This is a genomic window from Nonomuraea antri (assembly GCF_013283785.1).
Classification (GTDB): Bacteria; Actinomycetota; Actinomycetes; order Streptosporangiales; family Streptosporangiaceae; genus Nonomuraea; species Nonomuraea antri.
Map to the genome: position 1 here is coordinate 1 of NZ_JABCPZ010000255.1, position 14,917 is coordinate 14,917.

Sequence of the window (14,917 nt, forward strand, 5' to 3'; positions counted from 1 at the left end):
CGGCCGCCGCTCCGGACGGTGCGCCGTCGCGCCCGGCGCGTAGAAGTCGGCCAGCCGGTCCGCGAACGGCACGTCGGCGACCCGCAGCGGATCGGCCCCCGCCGGGTCGCCGGCCAGCGACCCGAGCAGCTGCTCCCGCGTACGCCCCCGCCAGGCCAGCACCAGGAACGGATCGTCGTCGAACGACTCGGCCAGCAGGTACAGCACCGCCGACAGGTGCTTGCACGGGAAACCCCAGTCGGGGCAGGAGCACTCCATGTCCAGGTCGCGCGGGAACAGGTCGAGCCCGAGCGCCGCGAACAGCTCCTCGATCTCCGTGGGCATCTCGCCCGCCAGCAGCTTCGCCCGGTAGACGGCCTGCTCGGCGATGGAGCGCTCGACGGTGGCCCAGCGGGACTCGTCGTACGCCTCGATGCCGATCGTCACCTCGTACGGCTTCGGCCGCGACCCCTGCACCCGCGCCGCGACCGAGCCGGGCGCCAGGTCGATGGACAGCACCTGGCCGGCTCGGGCGTAGGCGCGGCCGCGCGAGAGCCGGCCCTTGTCGCAGACGCGCTCCAGCTCGTCGATGAACCGCCTGGACCACCAGCTCGACCCGATCGAGCCGCGCTGCGAGCGGGCCTTCAGTCCGCCGTCGACCTTGATCGGCTTGCCGCCGTCGAACCAGCCGTCTCGTCCGACGGGCATCAGCTCACCTCCGCGGGCACGTCAGCTCGCCGCCTCGGCCGTGAGGCGGAAGACCTCGCGCAGTTCCTCGGTGGACAGGTCGGTCAGCCAGTCTTCACCGGCGCCGACCACGCGTTCGGCCAGCGCGCGCTTGCGCTCGATCATCTGGTCGACCCGCTCCTCCAGCGTGCCCGCGCAGATCAGCTTGCGCACCTGGACGTTCTTACGCTGCCCGATGCGGAACGCCCGGTCGGTGGCCTGGTCCTCGACGGCCGGGTTCCACCACCGGTCGACGTGGACGACGTGGTTGGCGGCGGTCAGGTTCAGCCCGACCCCGGCCGCCTTGAGCGACAACACGAACAGCATCGGCTCGGGGTCGTCCTGGAAGCGCGCGACGAGACGGTCGCGGGTCTTCTTGGGCAGCCCGCCGTGCAGCCAGAGCACCGGGCGGTCGAGCCGCTGGGCCAGGTAGGGCTGCAGCATCGTGCCGAACTCGGCGTACTGGGTGAAGAGCAGCGCCTTCTCGCCCTCGGCCAGGATCTCCTCGGCCAGCTGCTCCAGCCTGGCCAGCTTCCCCGAGCGGCCGGCCAGCCGCGAGCCGTCCTTGAGCAGGTGGGCCGGATGGTTGCAGACCTGCTTGAGCTTGGCCATCGCGGACAGCACCAGCCCGCGCCGCTCGATGCCCTCGCTGCTGTCGATCTTGGCCAGCATGTCGTCCACGACGGCCTGGTAGAGCGTGGCCTGCTCCTGCGTGAGCGGGCACCACTCCTTGATCTCCAGCTTCTCCGGCAGGTCGGAGATGATGGACTTGTCGGTCTTGAGGCGGCGCAGGATGAACGGCCCGGTCGCCCGTTTGAGCGCGTGCGCGGCCTGCTCGTCCTGGCGGGCCTCGATCGGCTCCTGAAAGCGCGTACGGAAGCGCGCCCGCGGCCCCAGCAGCCCCGGATTGGCGAACTCCATGATCGACCAGAGCTCGGCGAGATGGTTCTCCACCGGCGTGCCGGTCAGCGCGAGCCTGGTGCCCGTGGGGATCGACCGGACCGCCTGGGCCTGCAGCGTGCCGCTGTTCTTGATCGCCTGGGCCTCGTCGCAGACGACCCTGCGCCACTCGTGGCCCTTCAGCGTCTCCAGGTCGCGCTGCGCGGTGCCGTACGTGGTGATCACCAGGTCGGCCTCGGCGATCTTCGCGGCGTCGCGCCCGCCGCCGTGGTGCACGTAGACGCGCAGCCCCGGCGCGAACCTGGCCGCCTCCCGCTGCCAGTTGCCCACCAGCGACATCGGGCAGACCAGCAGCGTCGGCGTGGCGGCCCGCTCGTGCACGAGCAGCGCCAGCGTGGTGATCGTCTTGCCCAGCCCCATGTCGTCGGCCAGCACGCCGCCCAGCCCCAGCTCCGACAGGAAGCTCAGCCAGGCCAGCCCGCGCTCCTGGTAGGGCCGCAGGGTCGCGTCGATGCCGGGCGGCGTGGCCAGCGGGGTGAGCCGCCGCTCGGCCTGCCCCGACAGCAGGTCGCCGAGCACGCCGTCGGCGTCGATCTCCAGCAGCGGCAGCTCGTCGTCGTCGCCCTGGATCACGCCGCGCAGGATGTCGGCGGCGGCCGCCTCGCCGTCGCGCCTGCTCTCGACGGCCTTGAGCGCGGCCTTGAGCTGGCGGTCGTCCAGCTCCACCCACTGGCCGCGGACCCGCACCAGCGGCACCTTCAATCTGGCCAGCTCGGCCAGCTCCGCCTCGCTGATCGTCTCGCCGCCGACCGCCAGGTCGATCCTGAAGTCGACCAGCTCGCGCAGCCCGAAACCCTGGCTCGCGGCCGCGGTCTGCTGTTTCGTCCTGGTGGTGAGTTTCAGCCCGAGCTTGGCGCGGCCGGCCCAGCGCGGGAGCTGCACCCCGAACCCGGCCGCCTGCAGCAGCGGCGCGGCCTGCCGCAGGAAGCCGAACGCGCCCGCGGTGTCGAGCGCCAGCTCGCTCGGCTCGGGCACGCGCAGCGCCCGGTCCAGCTCGGGGTAGAGCCGCACCGCCCGGCCCAGGCCGGTCAGCAGCTCGCGCTCGGGACGTCCGGGCAGGCCGGTGACCGGCTCGCCGCGCCAGACCAGCTCGGCGGGGACGTACAGGCTGGGGTCGTCGGCCGCCTGCAGCGCCAGCTCCACCCGCCAGTCGTCGGCGTCGGCCGGTTCGAGGAGCCGGAAGCACACGCGGGTGGCGCCCTCCGCGCGGGCCACGCCGTCGCGCCACGCCGTCAGCTCCGCGCGCAGCTCGGGCACGTCGGGGCAGGCGGGATCGCCGGTCAGCGCGGCCAGCCAGCGCTCGGGCAGCGTGCGGGCCCTGCGCACCAGCGGCTCGGTGAGCGCGGCGCGCACGATCGCGTCCGTGAACGACTCCAGCGCCGCCCGCAGCACGTCGGACGACTGCCACTCCACCGATCCGGTACGGCACGCCGGCGGCATCGCCAGCGCCAGCTCGCGGAAGTACCCGGCGTCGGCCCCGGTGATCACCGGCTGCCACACGGCCCGGGCGTCGGACTCGGGGATCGCCCACATCGACGGCGCCTCGTCCGGCTGCGGCCCGGGGACCAGCTGGGGGAGCACGCGGCCGCGCCGCACCAGGTCGCGGGCGAACTCGGCGACGGCGGCCCAGTGGCGCAACGTGGCGCCGCCGCCCCGCTCGGGCAGCGCGCGCAGCGCCTCGGCGGCCGTCGGCGTGACCGCCGGGACCTGCCACAACCGCAGCCGGGGCCGGGCCGCCGCGCTCAGCCTGCCGGTCTCGGGCGACGGCACCGGCTCGGCCGCGGAGCCGGGCAGGAGCAGGCTGAGCGGCCGGGACGGCGGATCGTCCAGGCCGAGCTCGGCGGCGACCGCGGTGGCGGGGGCGGCGAAGGGATGCGGCCGGGCCGCCCCCGCGACCGACCGGCCCGTGGCTGGTACGGCCGGCGAGGTGGTCGGCGCTGTGTCCGGACGGGTGGCCGGCGGGGTGGCCGGCTCGGACTCCGCCCAGAAGGCGAGCCCGTCTTCCGCCCAGACCCCGTGTACGACCAGCACCCAGGCAGGTTACCCCCGCCCGCGCGAGGTCGGGTCCAGGTACGGCGCACCCCGCCCGCGCGAGGTCAGGTCCAGTGCGGCGGCATGGCGGGGGTGGGGAGGCCGTGGGCGGTCGTCAGGTCGATCCACGCCTGGGCCACCAGTCCGGCCAGCCGCAGGTGCTCCGCGCCCGGCTCGTACCATTCGTCCACCGCGGACTCCGGCAGCTCCCCGCGCAGATACAGCGTGAGCGCGACGGTGAGCGGCAGCTCCCAGCCGGTGCCGACGCCCGCCACGCCGTCGTCCGGCAGCAGGTAGTGCTCCAGTTCGAGCGTGGTCGAGTCCGGCGCGGAAGGGGTGAGCCGCAGCTCGACCTCGCTGTCGGGCAGGTCGCCGTACTTCCAGGTGACCGTCAGCCGGCTGGGCGGCTCGCAGCGCAGGATCTCGCCGTGCGCGTTGCCCTCCAGCGCGTACGTCCCGCCGGGCCGCAGGTCGCCGGCCACCTTGAGCAGCCAGCGGCTGAGCCGGTCGGGGTCCGTGCAGGCGGCCCAGACGTCCTCGACCGGGGCCTCGTACGTGCGGCGCAGCACCATGCTGCGGCCGTCGGCGCGACGCCCGATCTCGCGGTGGTTCTGAGTCAGCCAGTCGGACATGTCGGTCATAGCGGAGAGCTTATATAAGCCGATGGTGAAGTTGTACAGTAAAGGCATGAACCCTCCCGGATCCTGGTGCGAGCGGCCCAAGCCGCAGGCTCCCTCGTGTGAGCTGCCGTCCCCGTGGAGCGCGCCCAAGAAGCCCGACAACTGGTGCGAGGCGCCCAAGTCGCCGATCGTCTCGGTGCTGGGCTTCCTGCTGCGCCAGGCCGGCCGCTGACCGGTTCCCCGGCGTGCGCCGTGCGTGGCCGCCGCCTGCCCTGCCGCAGGTGATAGAAGCCGCGATCGGTGGGTAGTCGCCTTCCTCAGCGGAGGAGGCGAGCGTCGTGAACGACACTCACAAGCTGGTCAACGATCTGTCCGACCAGGTTTCCCGGCTCGTCAAGGACGAGCTGCGGCTGGCCAAGCTGGAACTCACGGAGAAGGGCAAGCACGCGGGGTTCGGCGCCGGGTTGTTCGGCGCGGCCGGGCTCATCGCGTTCTTCGGCGGTGCGGTACTCGTGACGGCCGTCGTCCTGCTCCTCGCGCTGGTCATGCCCGGCTGGGCGGCGGCCGCCATCGTGGCCGTGGTCCTGCTCATCGCCGCCGCGTTGCTCGGGCTGGTCGGTAAGAAGAAGGTCAAGCAGGCGACGCCGCCGGTCCCCGAAGAGACCATCGCGAGCGTCAAGGCCGATATCGACATGGTCAAGGAGAGGGCACGGCGATGAGCGAGACGGATCCCGGATACAGCGACCAGCACGCCGGCGACGTCGGCGCGCGCAGGGCGACCGTGGGCACGCCGACCGAACGCGAATCCATCAACGTGCCTCCGACCAGGCCCGGCGCGGCCCAGCACGCCCGCGAAGCGGAGCTGGCCCGCGAAGAACACGAGACATTCATTCCAGAAACCCCCATGCCGGACGACCGGACCGAGGCCACCGAGAGCCGCACGGTCGAGGAGGAGTCCGTGACGGGCCGGGCGGCCGCCCGGCGCGACCACGGCGACTCCAGCCATGACGGGCGGCCCGCGCCCGGCCGGACCGCGTCCGCGCACGTACGGAAGGGGGATGTCCGCGAGGAGGACGACGTGCGAAGAAGCATCGAGGAGACCAGAAGAGAGCTGGGCGACACGGTCAGCGCCCTGGCGGCGAAGGCGGATGTGAAGTCCCGCGCGAACGACGCGGCGGGCACCGCCAAGGAGAAGGCCGCCGACACGGTCGCCGCGGCCCGCGACAAGGCCGCCGACGCCGCCGCCCTGGCCAAGGGCAAGGCCGCGGAGGTCGCCGACAAGGTCCGCGAGTCGACGCCCGAGCAGGTCAAGGACGCGGCCACCGAGGCGAGGAAGCGCCCGGTGCTGGTCGTGGCGGCCGTGGGCACCGTGGTCGCGCTGGTCGTCCGCCGGCTGGTCAGAAGGAACCGGTCGATGATCAAGACCAGGCCGGCCACCAGGAACCAGCTGGTGATCAAGAAAAGGCGCAAGTAGCGATCCCGTGACCCGAGAACAAGAGGTCCCCGAGCGGCCCACGGAGCTGCCGCGCGGGGCCTGGTGGAGCGTGCTCAAACGCACCGTGGCCGAGTTCCGGGCCGACCGGGTCCAGGACCTGGCCGCGGCGCTCACCTACTACGCGGTCCTGTCGATCTTCCCCGCGCTGATCGTGCTGGCCTCCCTGTTCGGCATGCTGGGCAGGAACGACGCGTCCGTGGTGGTCAACAGCCTCGGCACGCTGGCGCCTCCCGACGTGCACCGGTTGCTCGCGCAAGGGCTGCAGGCCGTCGAGAGCACCGGCTCGGCCGGGGTGGTGGCGATCGTCGGTGTGCTGGTCGCGCTCTGGTCGGCCTCCGGCTACATCGCCGCCTTCATGCGGGCCGGCAACGAGATCTACGACATCGGGGAAGGCCGCCCGTTCTGGAAGATCACCCCGCTCCGGATCGGGCTCACCGTCCTGACGACGGTGCTGCTGGCCGCCGGCGCGATCGCGGTGACACTCACCGGCGACGTGGCCGAGGTGGTGGGCGAGGCGCTCGGCCTGCGCGACGTCGTGGTGACCGTCTGGGACATCGTGAAGTGGCCGGTGCTCGCGCTCATCGCGGCCGGCCTCATCATGATCCTTTACTGGGCGGCGCCCAACGTCCGCCAGCCCGGCGTGCGCTGGATCACCCCCGGCGGGCTGCTCGCCGTCCTGCTGTGGGTGATCGTCTCCGGCGGTTTCGCGCTGTACGTCACCCACTTCGGCTCCTACAACAAGACGTACGGGACGCTGGCCGCGGTGGTGGTGTTCCTGATCTGGCTGTGGCTGTCCAACATGGCCCTGCTGTTCGGGGCCGAGCTCGACGCCGAGCTGATCAGGCAGCGCAACATCGCCGGGGGAGAGCCCGCCGAGCAGGAGCCGTACGCGGTGCCCCGCGACCCGCCGAAGCAGGACGACCTGCCCGAGTGAGGTTCGCGCGGCCCGAAGTCTTGATCCACAAGGGGCCGATCGGCAAGGCTTCCTGCATGGACTTCATTCGGGTGCGCGCGTCGGCCGACGGGGCCGAGACGATCTCGTGGTGGACCGGGGACGTGTACGGCTGGCGGCAGGACGACGGGCCGCACCACCTGTTCGGGTTCGAGGGGCTGAACGTGGCCAGGGCGGTCGAGTCGGACGGCGGCTGGCAGCTGCTGACCAGGGAGGCGGCCGTCTACCTCGACCCGAAGACCCGGGAGGTGCTCAAGAGCTGGGACAACCCGTTCACCGAGCGGACGGTCGAGGTGCAGCACGTCTTCAACGACCCGGTGAACCAGCGGCTCGGCGCCTACCCGGTGCCCACCACCCGGGTGGGCGACCAGGTGGTCTTCAACATCGACATCCGGCTCTCCTACCCCTCGCCGCTGAAGGTCGCGGAGTTCCCGGAGAACTCGGCGAGCGACACCTACCGGGCGATGGAGATGTTCCAGTTCTTCGCCGCGGCCTCGGACCTGGAGTCAGGGACGCCGTCCGTGCCGTGCGTGTTCTCCTGGTGCCGGGTCTCGCCGTGGCTGCCCTGGATGGCGATGGGGCAGCGGGAGGGCGCGCTGGTCTACCACTGCCGGGGCGGGAAGACTTCCGCGGTGCCCGAGCGGCTGAGCTCGTTCGTGGGCGAGCACTTCCTGCACGCGCCGGAGGAGTGGTCGGGCCCGAACGTGACGAGCTGGACCGCGTTCGCGGCGAGCGCCCGCGCGTAGGCACGGGCGGCGCGGGCCGTTCGCGGATAGGGTCGGTCGGTGAGCACCGACCTGTTCTGCGAGATCATCGCGGGGGAGCGCCCCGCGTTCGTGGTGGCCTCCGACGAGGTGGCCGTCTCCTTCCTCGACACGCGCCCGGTCTTCAAGGGGCACGTCCTGGTCGTCCCCCGGGCGCACGTCGAGACGCTCACCGACCTGCCGGACGTGGGGCCGTTCTTCGAACGCGTCCAGGCCATGGCGGGCGCGGTGGAGGAGGGGCTGCAGGCGGGCGGCACGTTCGTGGCGATGAACAACCGCATCAGCCAGAGCGTCCCGCACCTGCACGTGCACGTGGTGCCCCGGGTGCGCAAAGACGGGCTGCGCGGGTTCTTCTGGCCGCGCACGACGTACGCCTCCGACGAGGAGGCCGAGTCGTACCGGGAGATCATCGCCAAGACCCTCGGCGCCTGACCTCGGGACGAAATCGTGCGCGCGTCCCCGTGACGCGCGCACGAGATCAGTGCGGGCCCTGAATCAGTGCGGGCCCTGACTCAGCGGTTCAGGCCCCAGCCCGGCGTGCCGGGCAGCGGCGTGACGAGCTCACGCAGGGTCCTGTTCTCCGCGGGCGGGTTCTCCGCGGGTGGCACGGCCGGGCAGCGCGCCCCGCGCGCCGGAACCGTCCGCGAGAGCAGATACGCGTCGGTGGCCGCGGTGACACAGTCGCCGCGCCCGTAGCCGATGTGTCCCCACCCCTCGTACGTCAGCAGCCGCCCCGACCGCCCGAGCTGGCGCGCGATGCTGAGCGCCCACGGGTAGGTGGTGGCCGGGTCGTGCAGGGCGTTGACCACCAGCACCGGAGTGCCGGTGCGCACCTTCAGCCGGTGTTGCGGGTTCGGGATCGGATCGGGCTGCCCGAGGCAGGAGACGACCGGGCCGAGCGACAGCGGGCTGTAGCGCATGTCGGGCGCGATCCTGGCCTGCCGCCGCATATGGCCGGCGAACTCGCGGTAGTCGCGGACGGGCAGCCGGAAGTCCAGGCAGAAGATCTGGAACGGATACCTGCTGACCTCCTGCGCCTGCCCCTGCTGCTCCTGCCCCTGTGCCTGCGCGGCGGGATGCGCGGGGAGCCCGGTCGTCAGCGCGAGCGCGTCCGGACTCGGCGCGCGTCCGGCGTCGAGTTCGGCCAGGAGCTGGGAGAACGGCAGCCAGTTGGCCGGGTCGTAGAAGTGCCCGACCGCCGCGCCGATGAGCTCGGACGCCGTCAGCTCGCCCAGCTCACCCCGGTCGGCGCGGGCCAGCAGGTTCCGCCAGAAGGCCCGCACGTCCCGGCCGTGCTGCAGGCAGCGCTCGTCACGCGCGCACCAGGCCACGAACTCGTCGAAGGCGTCCTGGGCGGCCCAGGTCTCGGTGTCCATGAACGCGCGCGTGCCGAGGCTGTGGTCCATCGTGCTGTCCAGGGTGGACGCGCGCACCCGGTGCGGGTAGCGCTCGGCGTAGAGCTGACCGAGCAGCGTGCCGTACGAGCCGCCCCAGTAGGTCAGCCGCTCCTCGCCGAGCGCGGCGCGGAAGGCGTCGAGGTCGGCGGCGGTGCTGAGCGAGTCGACGTGGTCGAACAGCGGCCCGGTGCGTGCCCGGCAGTCGGCGCGCAGCCGCTCGTTGTAGGCCAGCGCCCGGTCGAAGTCGGCCTGGCTCTTCAGCAGCGGGTCGGGCGCCTGCCGCAACAGCTCGGTCGAGCAGACGACGGGGTGGCTGCGGTTGGTGCCGCGCGGGTCGAGCCCGACGACGTCGAAGCGGCGCAGCAGTTCGGGGCTGAAGGTGTGGGGGCTGCCGAGCACCAGGTTCACCCCGGATCCGCCGGGCCCGCCCGCGCCGAGCACGAGAACGCCGATCCTGGCGGCCTGGTCGGTGGCCTTGCGCCGGGCCACCCCGACCCCGAACGTGCCCGCGGCCGGGTCGTTCCAGTCGATCGGCACGGTGAGGGTGCCGCACTCCACGTCCGGGAACTGCGGGCACGGCGCCCAGTCGATCGGGCCGGCCGCAGGGGTGGCCGTCGAGGCGGTCGCAGCGGCGGCCGCCGGCGAGACGGGCGAGACGATGACGAGGGAGACGCTGACGAGAAGCCCTGATAACAGGGCGGAGAGTCTTCGCATGCTTTGATCGTCGGCCGCGGCGCCGTGAATGAGAATCCCGCGTGAGTAGGGTCCGCGGCTCCCTCTCAAGAAGGACTCCGGCGGCGGTCAATGATCCGGAAGTGTGGTGAAGTAGGCGGGTGAAACGCTTAGCGACGGTGGTGAGCGTCCTGCTCGCCTGCTGCTTCGCCCTGGTCGTGGTGACGGGCGCCTACCTGGCCACCGTCTACTCGCCGAGCGAGGTGGAGGTCGTCTACGACGGCTCGTACGAGCCGCTGCGCGGCGTCATGATGAGCGACGCCTACGCCTCGGCGCTGGAGCTGAGCTTCGACCGGCGCGGCGGCCTGCTCGCTCAGCAATGGCACCTCGGGTTCACCCGGGCCCTGCTGGCCCTGGCCGTCCTGCGCGCGGCGCTGGCCCTCCTCACCCGGCCCTTCCGGCCGCGCAGGCTGGGCTGGGCCGCGCTGCTCGCGCTGGTCGCGGCGAACGCGGTGATCGGCCGCCGCCTGCTCGGCGATCCGGCGTCCGGCGAGGTCCCGCTGCCCTGGTGGTACGCCGCGCACCTGCTGGTGGCGGCGGTGACGGCGATCGCCTGGACCTGGGCCTGGCTGCGCGGCCGCCGCACGGCCCCGGAGCCGGCCCCTGACGTTGCGGGCGCGGTGTAGCGACCCGCGCGGCCCCGACGCTGCGGGCGCGGTGTAGGGACTCGTGCGGCGCTGCGGCTAGGCTCGCGGGTCGTGGAGTACCTGGTCGGTGTCATCGTGGTGGCCGTGCTGGTCGGTGTGCCCGCCGTGGTGTTGTGGCGGGTGATGCGCGGGCGGCGCGAGCTGGGCACCAGCCCGGCCGAGCGGGCCACGTTCGAGACGCTGCACACCGCGTCCATGGCCGGGCCGCCGCTGCGCGCCGGGCTGACGGCCGACGGGGCGGAACGGGCCTCGCGGCACCTGCGGGCGCTGCTCGGCTCGTCCGCGCTGGCCATCACGGACGGCGAGCGCCTGCTCGTCTACGACGGCGACGGCGAGCACCACGCGGGCGACGCCTTCCAGCACGCCGCGGCCACGCTCAAGGACGGCCGCACCCAGGTCCTCACCATCGACTGCGACCTGCTCGAATGCCCGGTCAGGCACGCCGTGGTGGTGCCGCTCACCACCGACGACCGGGTCGTCGGCGCGCTGGCCGCCTACGGGCCGAACGCCTCGGCCGGGCTGGTCAGGGCCGCCCAGGAGGTGGCCGACTGGGTGGACTCCCAGCTGGAGCTGGCCGAGCTGGACCGCTCGCGCACCCGGCTGATGGAGGCCGAGGTGCGGGCGCTGCGCGCGCAGATCTCGCCGCACTTCATCTACAACTCGCTGACCACGATCGCCTCGTTCGTCCGCACCGACCCCGAGCGCGCCAGGGAGCTGCTGCTGGAGTTCGCCGACTTCACCCGCTACTCCTTCCGCAGGCACGGCGAGTTCACCACGCTGGCCGAGGAACTGCGCTCGATCGACAGGTACCTGATTCTCGAACGGGCCAGGTTCGGCGACCAGCTGCAGGTGACGCTGCGCATCGCGCCCGAGGTGCTGCCGGTCGCGGTGCCGTTCCTGTGCCTGCAGCCGCTGGTGGAGAACGCCGTCAGGCACGGGCTGGAGAGCAAGGACGGCGTCGGCCGCATCACTATCATCGCCGAGGACGCCGGCGCCGAATGCCGCATCAGCGTCGAGGACGACGGGCTCGGCATGGACCCGGACCGGCTGCGTCTCATCCTGGCCGGAGACATCCCGTCCACCGGCGGCGTCGGCCTGGCCAACGTGGACGAACGCCTGCGCCAGGTCTACGGCGACGAGTACGGCCTGGTGGTCGAGACCGGCGCCGGGGCGGGCACCAAGGTCAACGTCAGGTTGCCGAAGTATCACCCGGGCGTCTCGGCCCGTTGACCTGGCCGTTCCTTGTCTGTTTCATCACTGTCTATGGCACAACTTCGGGTCCTCGCGGTCGACGACGAGCTTCCCGCGCTGGAAGATCTGTCGTATCTGCTCCGCGCCGACCCCCGCATCGGCGAGGTCGTCACCGCCAGGGACGGCGCCGCCGCGTTGCGGCTGCTGGATCGTGCCATCGCGGAAGGGCGTCCGATCGACGCGGTCTTCCTGGACATCAGGATGCGCGGCCTGGACGGCGTGGTGCTCGGCCGGCTGCTGTCGCAGTTCGCCAACCCGCCGCGGGTGGTGTTCGTGACCGCCTACGAGGAGCACGCCGTCGACGCCTTCGAGATCAAGGCCGAGGACTACCTGCTCAAACCGGTCAGGCCGGAACGCCTGGCCGAGGCGATCAGGCGGGTCGCGGTCTCGGCCGACGTGGCGGTGGAACCGGGCGAGAGCGACACGATCCCGGTCGAGCTGGGCGGGGTGACCAGGTTCGTCTCCAGCGCCGACGTCCTGTACGTCGAGGCGCACGGCGACTACGCCCGCCTGCACACCGCCGCGGGCAGCCACCTGGTGCGCATCCCGCTGGCCACGCTGGAGGAACGCTGGGCCCCTGCCGGGTTCGTCCGGGTGCACCGCAGCCACCTGGTCGCGGTCAAGCACATCGAGGAGCTGCACATCGACTCGGGCAAGTGCAGCGTCAGGGTCGGCGACACCGAGATCCCGGTCAGCCGCCGCCACACCCGCGAACTGCGCGACCTGCTGGTGCGCCGCGCCAGGAAGGGCAGGCAGGAGTGAACCACGACGAGACGCGGGGCACGCGCCGCGCGGGACGCGCCGACGGGCCCCGCCGGGTGGCGGTGACCAGCCCGCGCACCGCCGCCGCCCGCCGTCCCCGCTACCCGGCCACCCGCGAGATCGACGAGCAGACCGGACTGGGCGAGGTGTACATGCGCTCGCTGCTGCGCACCCAGTTCCGGCTGGCCCTGTTCGTGTGCACGGTGCTCGGCTGCGTGGTGGGCGGCCTGCCGCTGCTGTTCCTGCTGATCCCGGAACTGCGCGAGGTGGACGTGCTCGGCGTGCCGCTGCCCTGGGCGGTGCTGGCCGGGCTCATCTACCCGGCCTTCGTCATCGGCGCCTGGCTCTACGTCCGCCAGGCGGAACGCAACGAACGCCACTTCGCCGACCTGGTCGAACGCCCATGAGTCTCGCGGCGGTCCTGGTCGTGGTGCTGGCGGCGGTGCTCATCGGGGCGTTCGGGATCAGGGTCTCGCGCACCACGTCCGACTTCTACGTCGCCTCACGCACGGTCAGCCCGCTCTGGAACGCCTCGGCCATCGGCGGCGAATACCTGTCCGCGGCCTCGTTCCTGGGCATCGCCGGGCTCATCCTGTCGTTCGGCGTGGACATGCTCTGGCTGCCCGTCGGCTGGACCGGCGGTTACCTGGTGCTGCTCGTGCTGGTCTCGGCGCCGCTGCGGCGCTCGGGGGCGTACACGCTGCCCGACTTCGCCGAGGCGCGCCTGGAGTCGATGACCGTGCGCCGCACGGCCAGCGTGCTCGTGGTGCTGATCGGCTGGCTCTACCTGATGCCGCAGTTCCAGAGCGCCGGCCTGGTGCTGCGGACGATCACCGGCGCCCCCGTCTGGGTGGGCGGGCTGCTGGTGGCGGTCGTCGTGGCGGTGAACGTGCTGTCCGGCGGCATGCGGTCGATCACGTTCGTGCAGGCGTTCCAGTACTGGCTCAAGCTCACCGCGCTGGCCGTGCCGCTGGTGTTCCTGCTGATGGCCTGGAAGGCCGACGGCGCGCCCGGCGTGACACTCCAGGACGCGGCCACCTGGCAGGTGCCGCTCGGCGGCGGCAGGGAGTACGGGCTGTACTCGACGTACTCGCTGATCCTGGCCACGTTCCTGGGCACCATGGGCCTGCCGCACGTGCTGGTGCGCTTCTACACCAACCCCGACGGCCGGGCCGCCCGCCGTACCACGCTGGTCGTGCTGTCGCTGCTCGGCGCGTTCTACCTGCTGCCCGCCCTGTACGGCTGGCTCGGCCGCATCTACGCCCCCGACCTGGTGCGCACCGACGCCGTGGTGCTGACACTGCCCGGCCGGATGGTCGGCGGGACCCTCGGCGACGTGCTGACCGCGCTGGTCACGGCCGGGGCGTTCGCGGCGTTCCTGTCCACCTCGTCCGGGCTCACCGTCTCGGTGGCCGGGGTGATCGCGCAGGACCTGCTCAAGGGCGGCGTGCGCTCGTTCAGGATCGCCACGCTGATGGCGGTCGCGGTGCCGCTGGCGCTGGCGCTGTGGGCGCGGGCGCTGCCCGTCGCCGACGTGGTGGGGCTGGCGTTCGCGGTGGCCGCCTCGTCGTTCTGCCCGCTGCTGGTGCTGGGCATCTGGTGGCGCCGGCTCACCACCACCGGCGCGCTGGCCGGGCTGTTCGTCGGCGGCGGGCTGGCCTGCGCGGCGGTGCTCGTCACCATCACCGGCGGCCCGTACGAGGGGATCGCGGGCGCGCTGCTGGCCCAGCCGGCCGCCTGGACGGTGCCGATCGCGTTCACCGTCATGGTGTCGGTGTCGTTCCTGACCCCGCACCGGGTTCCGCAGGGGGTGGCCCGGATCATGGTCAGGCTGCACACCCCGGAGAACCTGGACCTCGACCGCGGCGACTGGCGCCCGCGGTCGTCGTGATGCGGTCGTCCTGAGCTGATCGTCCTGAGTTGGGGGACCGGCCGCCGTGGAGGGCCGGCGGCCGGTGGCGCGGGGCTCAGTCGAAGCGGACCGAGCGGGCGAAGGCCCGGCCGTCCTTGCGCCAGGTGCCGCCGCTGGGCACGTCCAGCGCCTCACCGGTGCAGCCGGTGCTCGCCCACAGGTGCGCGGTCCTGTCGGTGTGGTTGGCCACCGCGGGTGACGGGTCGGGCAGCCTGATGCACCGGCCGGACGGCGGGTTGAACAGGCGCAACATCCGGCCGGGGCCGGTCTCGAAGAAGAACTCGCCGGTGGCCGCGTACGCCGGGGTGACGACGGCGCCCGCCGCGAGCAGCAGCGCGAGCGGGACGGCGGCGGCCGCCAGGCTCATGGACTTGGTCATGCTCTGATCCCTTCAGTTCCTGGTGAGCTCGATCTGCGTGTAGCAGTCGGGGTCGGGGGTGAGATCGGCGGTGTGCAGCACCTCGCGCCGGCCGATGAACGCGCTGACCGCGAAACGCCGCAGGTCCGAGCAGGCGACCGGGTCGAACGCGGCCGTCGCGCCCGACGGGACGAGCCGCCGGCTGATGATCCGCGGCGTGGGGTCGCCGCGGGTGACGTAGGCCAGCGTGACCTCGTCCAGCCCGAAGCCGGAGTGGTTGACCACCTCCACCCGGTAAGCCGGCTCGGCGGTGGTGGCGGCGGTGGTGGCG

General features: G+C 72.6%; 17 protein-coding genes. 11 read left to right on the forward strand and 6 right to left on the reverse strand.

Annotation, left to right across the window (positions count from 1 at the left end; genetic code table 11):
* The 3 genes from HII36_RS46695 to HII36_RS46705 form a co-directional block, all read right to left on the reverse strand.
* The coding region (locus tag HII36_RS46695; RefSeq protein ID WP_173529816.1) for an SWIM zinc finger family protein at window positions 1–687 on the reverse strand (687 nt) is incomplete at its 3' end.
* 21 nt (window positions 688–708) lie between these two features.
* A complete protein-coding gene (locus HII36_RS46700; RefSeq protein WP_173529817.1) occupies window positions 709–3,696 on the reverse strand; it encodes an SNF2-related protein in 2,988 nt (995 codons plus the stop codon).
* 65 nt (window positions 3,697–3,761) lie between these two features.
* On the reverse strand, window positions 3,762–4,337 hold the full coding sequence (locus HII36_RS46705) for an SRPBCC family protein (protein WP_173529818.1): 576 nt from the start codon (window positions 4,335–4,337) through the stop codon (window positions 3,762–3,764).
* A gap of 46 nt (window positions 4,338–4,383) precedes the next feature.
* On the opposite strand from HII36_RS46705, the gene HII36_RS46710 reads away from it, so the two are divergent.
* The 6 genes from HII36_RS46710 (at window position 4,384) to HII36_RS46735 (ending at window position 7,959) form a co-directional block, all read left to right on the forward strand.
* Window positions 4,384–4,548 (forward strand): hypothetical protein, encoded by a 165-nt coding sequence (locus tag HII36_RS46710; RefSeq protein WP_173529819.1) that lies wholly within the window; start codon window positions 4,384–4,386, stop codon window positions 4,546–4,548.
* Between the two features lie 106 nt (window positions 4,549–4,654).
* Window positions 4,655–5,035 (forward strand): phage holin family protein, encoded by a 381-nt coding sequence (locus HII36_RS46715; protein ID WP_173529820.1) that lies wholly within the window; start codon window positions 4,655–4,657, stop codon window positions 5,033–5,035.
* Window positions 5,032–5,790, forward strand: coding sequence for a DUF3618 domain-containing protein (locus tag HII36_RS46720; RefSeq protein WP_217370821.1), 759 nt, complete (start codon window positions 5,032–5,034; stop codon window positions 5,788–5,790). Before HII36_RS46715 ends, HII36_RS46720 begins: the two co-directional genes overlap by 4 nt.
* 7 nt (window positions 5,791–5,797) lie before the next feature.
* Complete coding sequence (locus HII36_RS46725; RefSeq protein WP_173529821.1) at window positions 5,798–6,745, forward strand: YihY/virulence factor BrkB family protein; 948 nt, start codon at window positions 5,798–5,800, stop codon at window positions 6,743–6,745.
* A 56-nt stretch (window positions 6,746–6,801) separates the two neighbouring features.
* Window positions 6,802–7,509 (forward strand): DUF1838 family protein, encoded by a 708-nt coding sequence (locus tag HII36_RS46730; RefSeq protein ID WP_173529822.1) that lies wholly within the window; start codon window positions 6,802–6,804, stop codon window positions 7,507–7,509.
* Window positions 7,510–7,548: 39 nt separating this feature from the next.
* Window positions 7,549–7,959 (forward strand): HIT family protein, encoded by a 411-nt coding sequence (locus tag HII36_RS46735; protein WP_173529823.1) that lies wholly within the window; start codon window positions 7,549–7,551, stop codon window positions 7,957–7,959.
* 80 nt (window positions 7,960–8,039) lie between these two features.
* Here the strand turns inward: HII36_RS46735 and HII36_RS46740 are convergent, their stop codons facing one another.
* On the reverse strand, window positions 8,040–9,638 hold the full coding sequence (locus tag HII36_RS46740) for an alpha/beta hydrolase (protein ID WP_173529824.1): 1,599 nt from the start codon (window positions 9,636–9,638) through the stop codon (window positions 8,040–8,042).
* A 119-nt stretch (window positions 9,639–9,757) separates the two neighbouring features.
* Between HII36_RS46740 and HII36_RS46745 the strand changes: the two genes are divergently transcribed.
* The 5 genes from HII36_RS46745 (at window position 9,758) to HII36_RS46765 (ending at window position 14,207) form a co-directional block, all read left to right on the forward strand.
* Window positions 9,758–10,282: a hypothetical protein gene (locus HII36_RS46745; RefSeq protein ID WP_173529825.1), complete on the forward strand. Its 525-nt coding sequence runs from the start codon at window positions 9,758–9,760 to the stop codon at window positions 10,280–10,282.
* A 72-nt stretch (window positions 10,283–10,354) separates the two neighbouring features.
* Entirely contained in the window at window positions 10,355–11,533 is a 1,179-nt protein-coding gene (locus HII36_RS46750; RefSeq protein ID WP_173529826.1) for a sensor histidine kinase, read from the forward strand.
* Between the two features lie 33 nt (window positions 11,534–11,566).
* Entirely contained in the window at window positions 11,567–12,316 is a 750-nt protein-coding gene (locus HII36_RS46755; protein ID WP_173529827.1) for a LytR/AlgR family response regulator transcription factor, read from the forward strand.
* Window positions 12,313–12,723: a hypothetical protein gene (locus HII36_RS46760; protein ID WP_173529828.1), complete on the forward strand. Its 411-nt coding sequence runs from the start codon at window positions 12,313–12,315 to the stop codon at window positions 12,721–12,723. Before HII36_RS46755 ends, HII36_RS46760 begins: the two co-directional genes overlap by 4 nt.
* Window positions 12,720–14,207, forward strand: coding sequence for a sodium/solute symporter (locus tag HII36_RS46765; protein WP_173529829.1), 1,488 nt, complete (start codon window positions 12,720–12,722; stop codon window positions 14,205–14,207). The genes HII36_RS46760 and HII36_RS46765 overlap by 4 nt, the downstream gene beginning before the upstream one ends.
* Window positions 14,208–14,283: 76 nt before the next feature.
* Here the strand turns inward: HII36_RS46765 and HII36_RS46770 are convergent, their stop codons facing one another.
* Window positions 14,284–14,607, reverse strand: coding sequence for a hypothetical protein (locus HII36_RS46770; RefSeq protein WP_173529830.1), 324 nt, complete (start codon window positions 14,605–14,607; stop codon window positions 14,284–14,286).
* 12 nt (window positions 14,608–14,619) lie between these two features.
* A partial coding sequence (locus tag HII36_RS46775; protein WP_173529831.1) for a hypothetical protein occupies window positions 14,620–14,917 on the reverse strand: 298 nt, incomplete at its 5' end.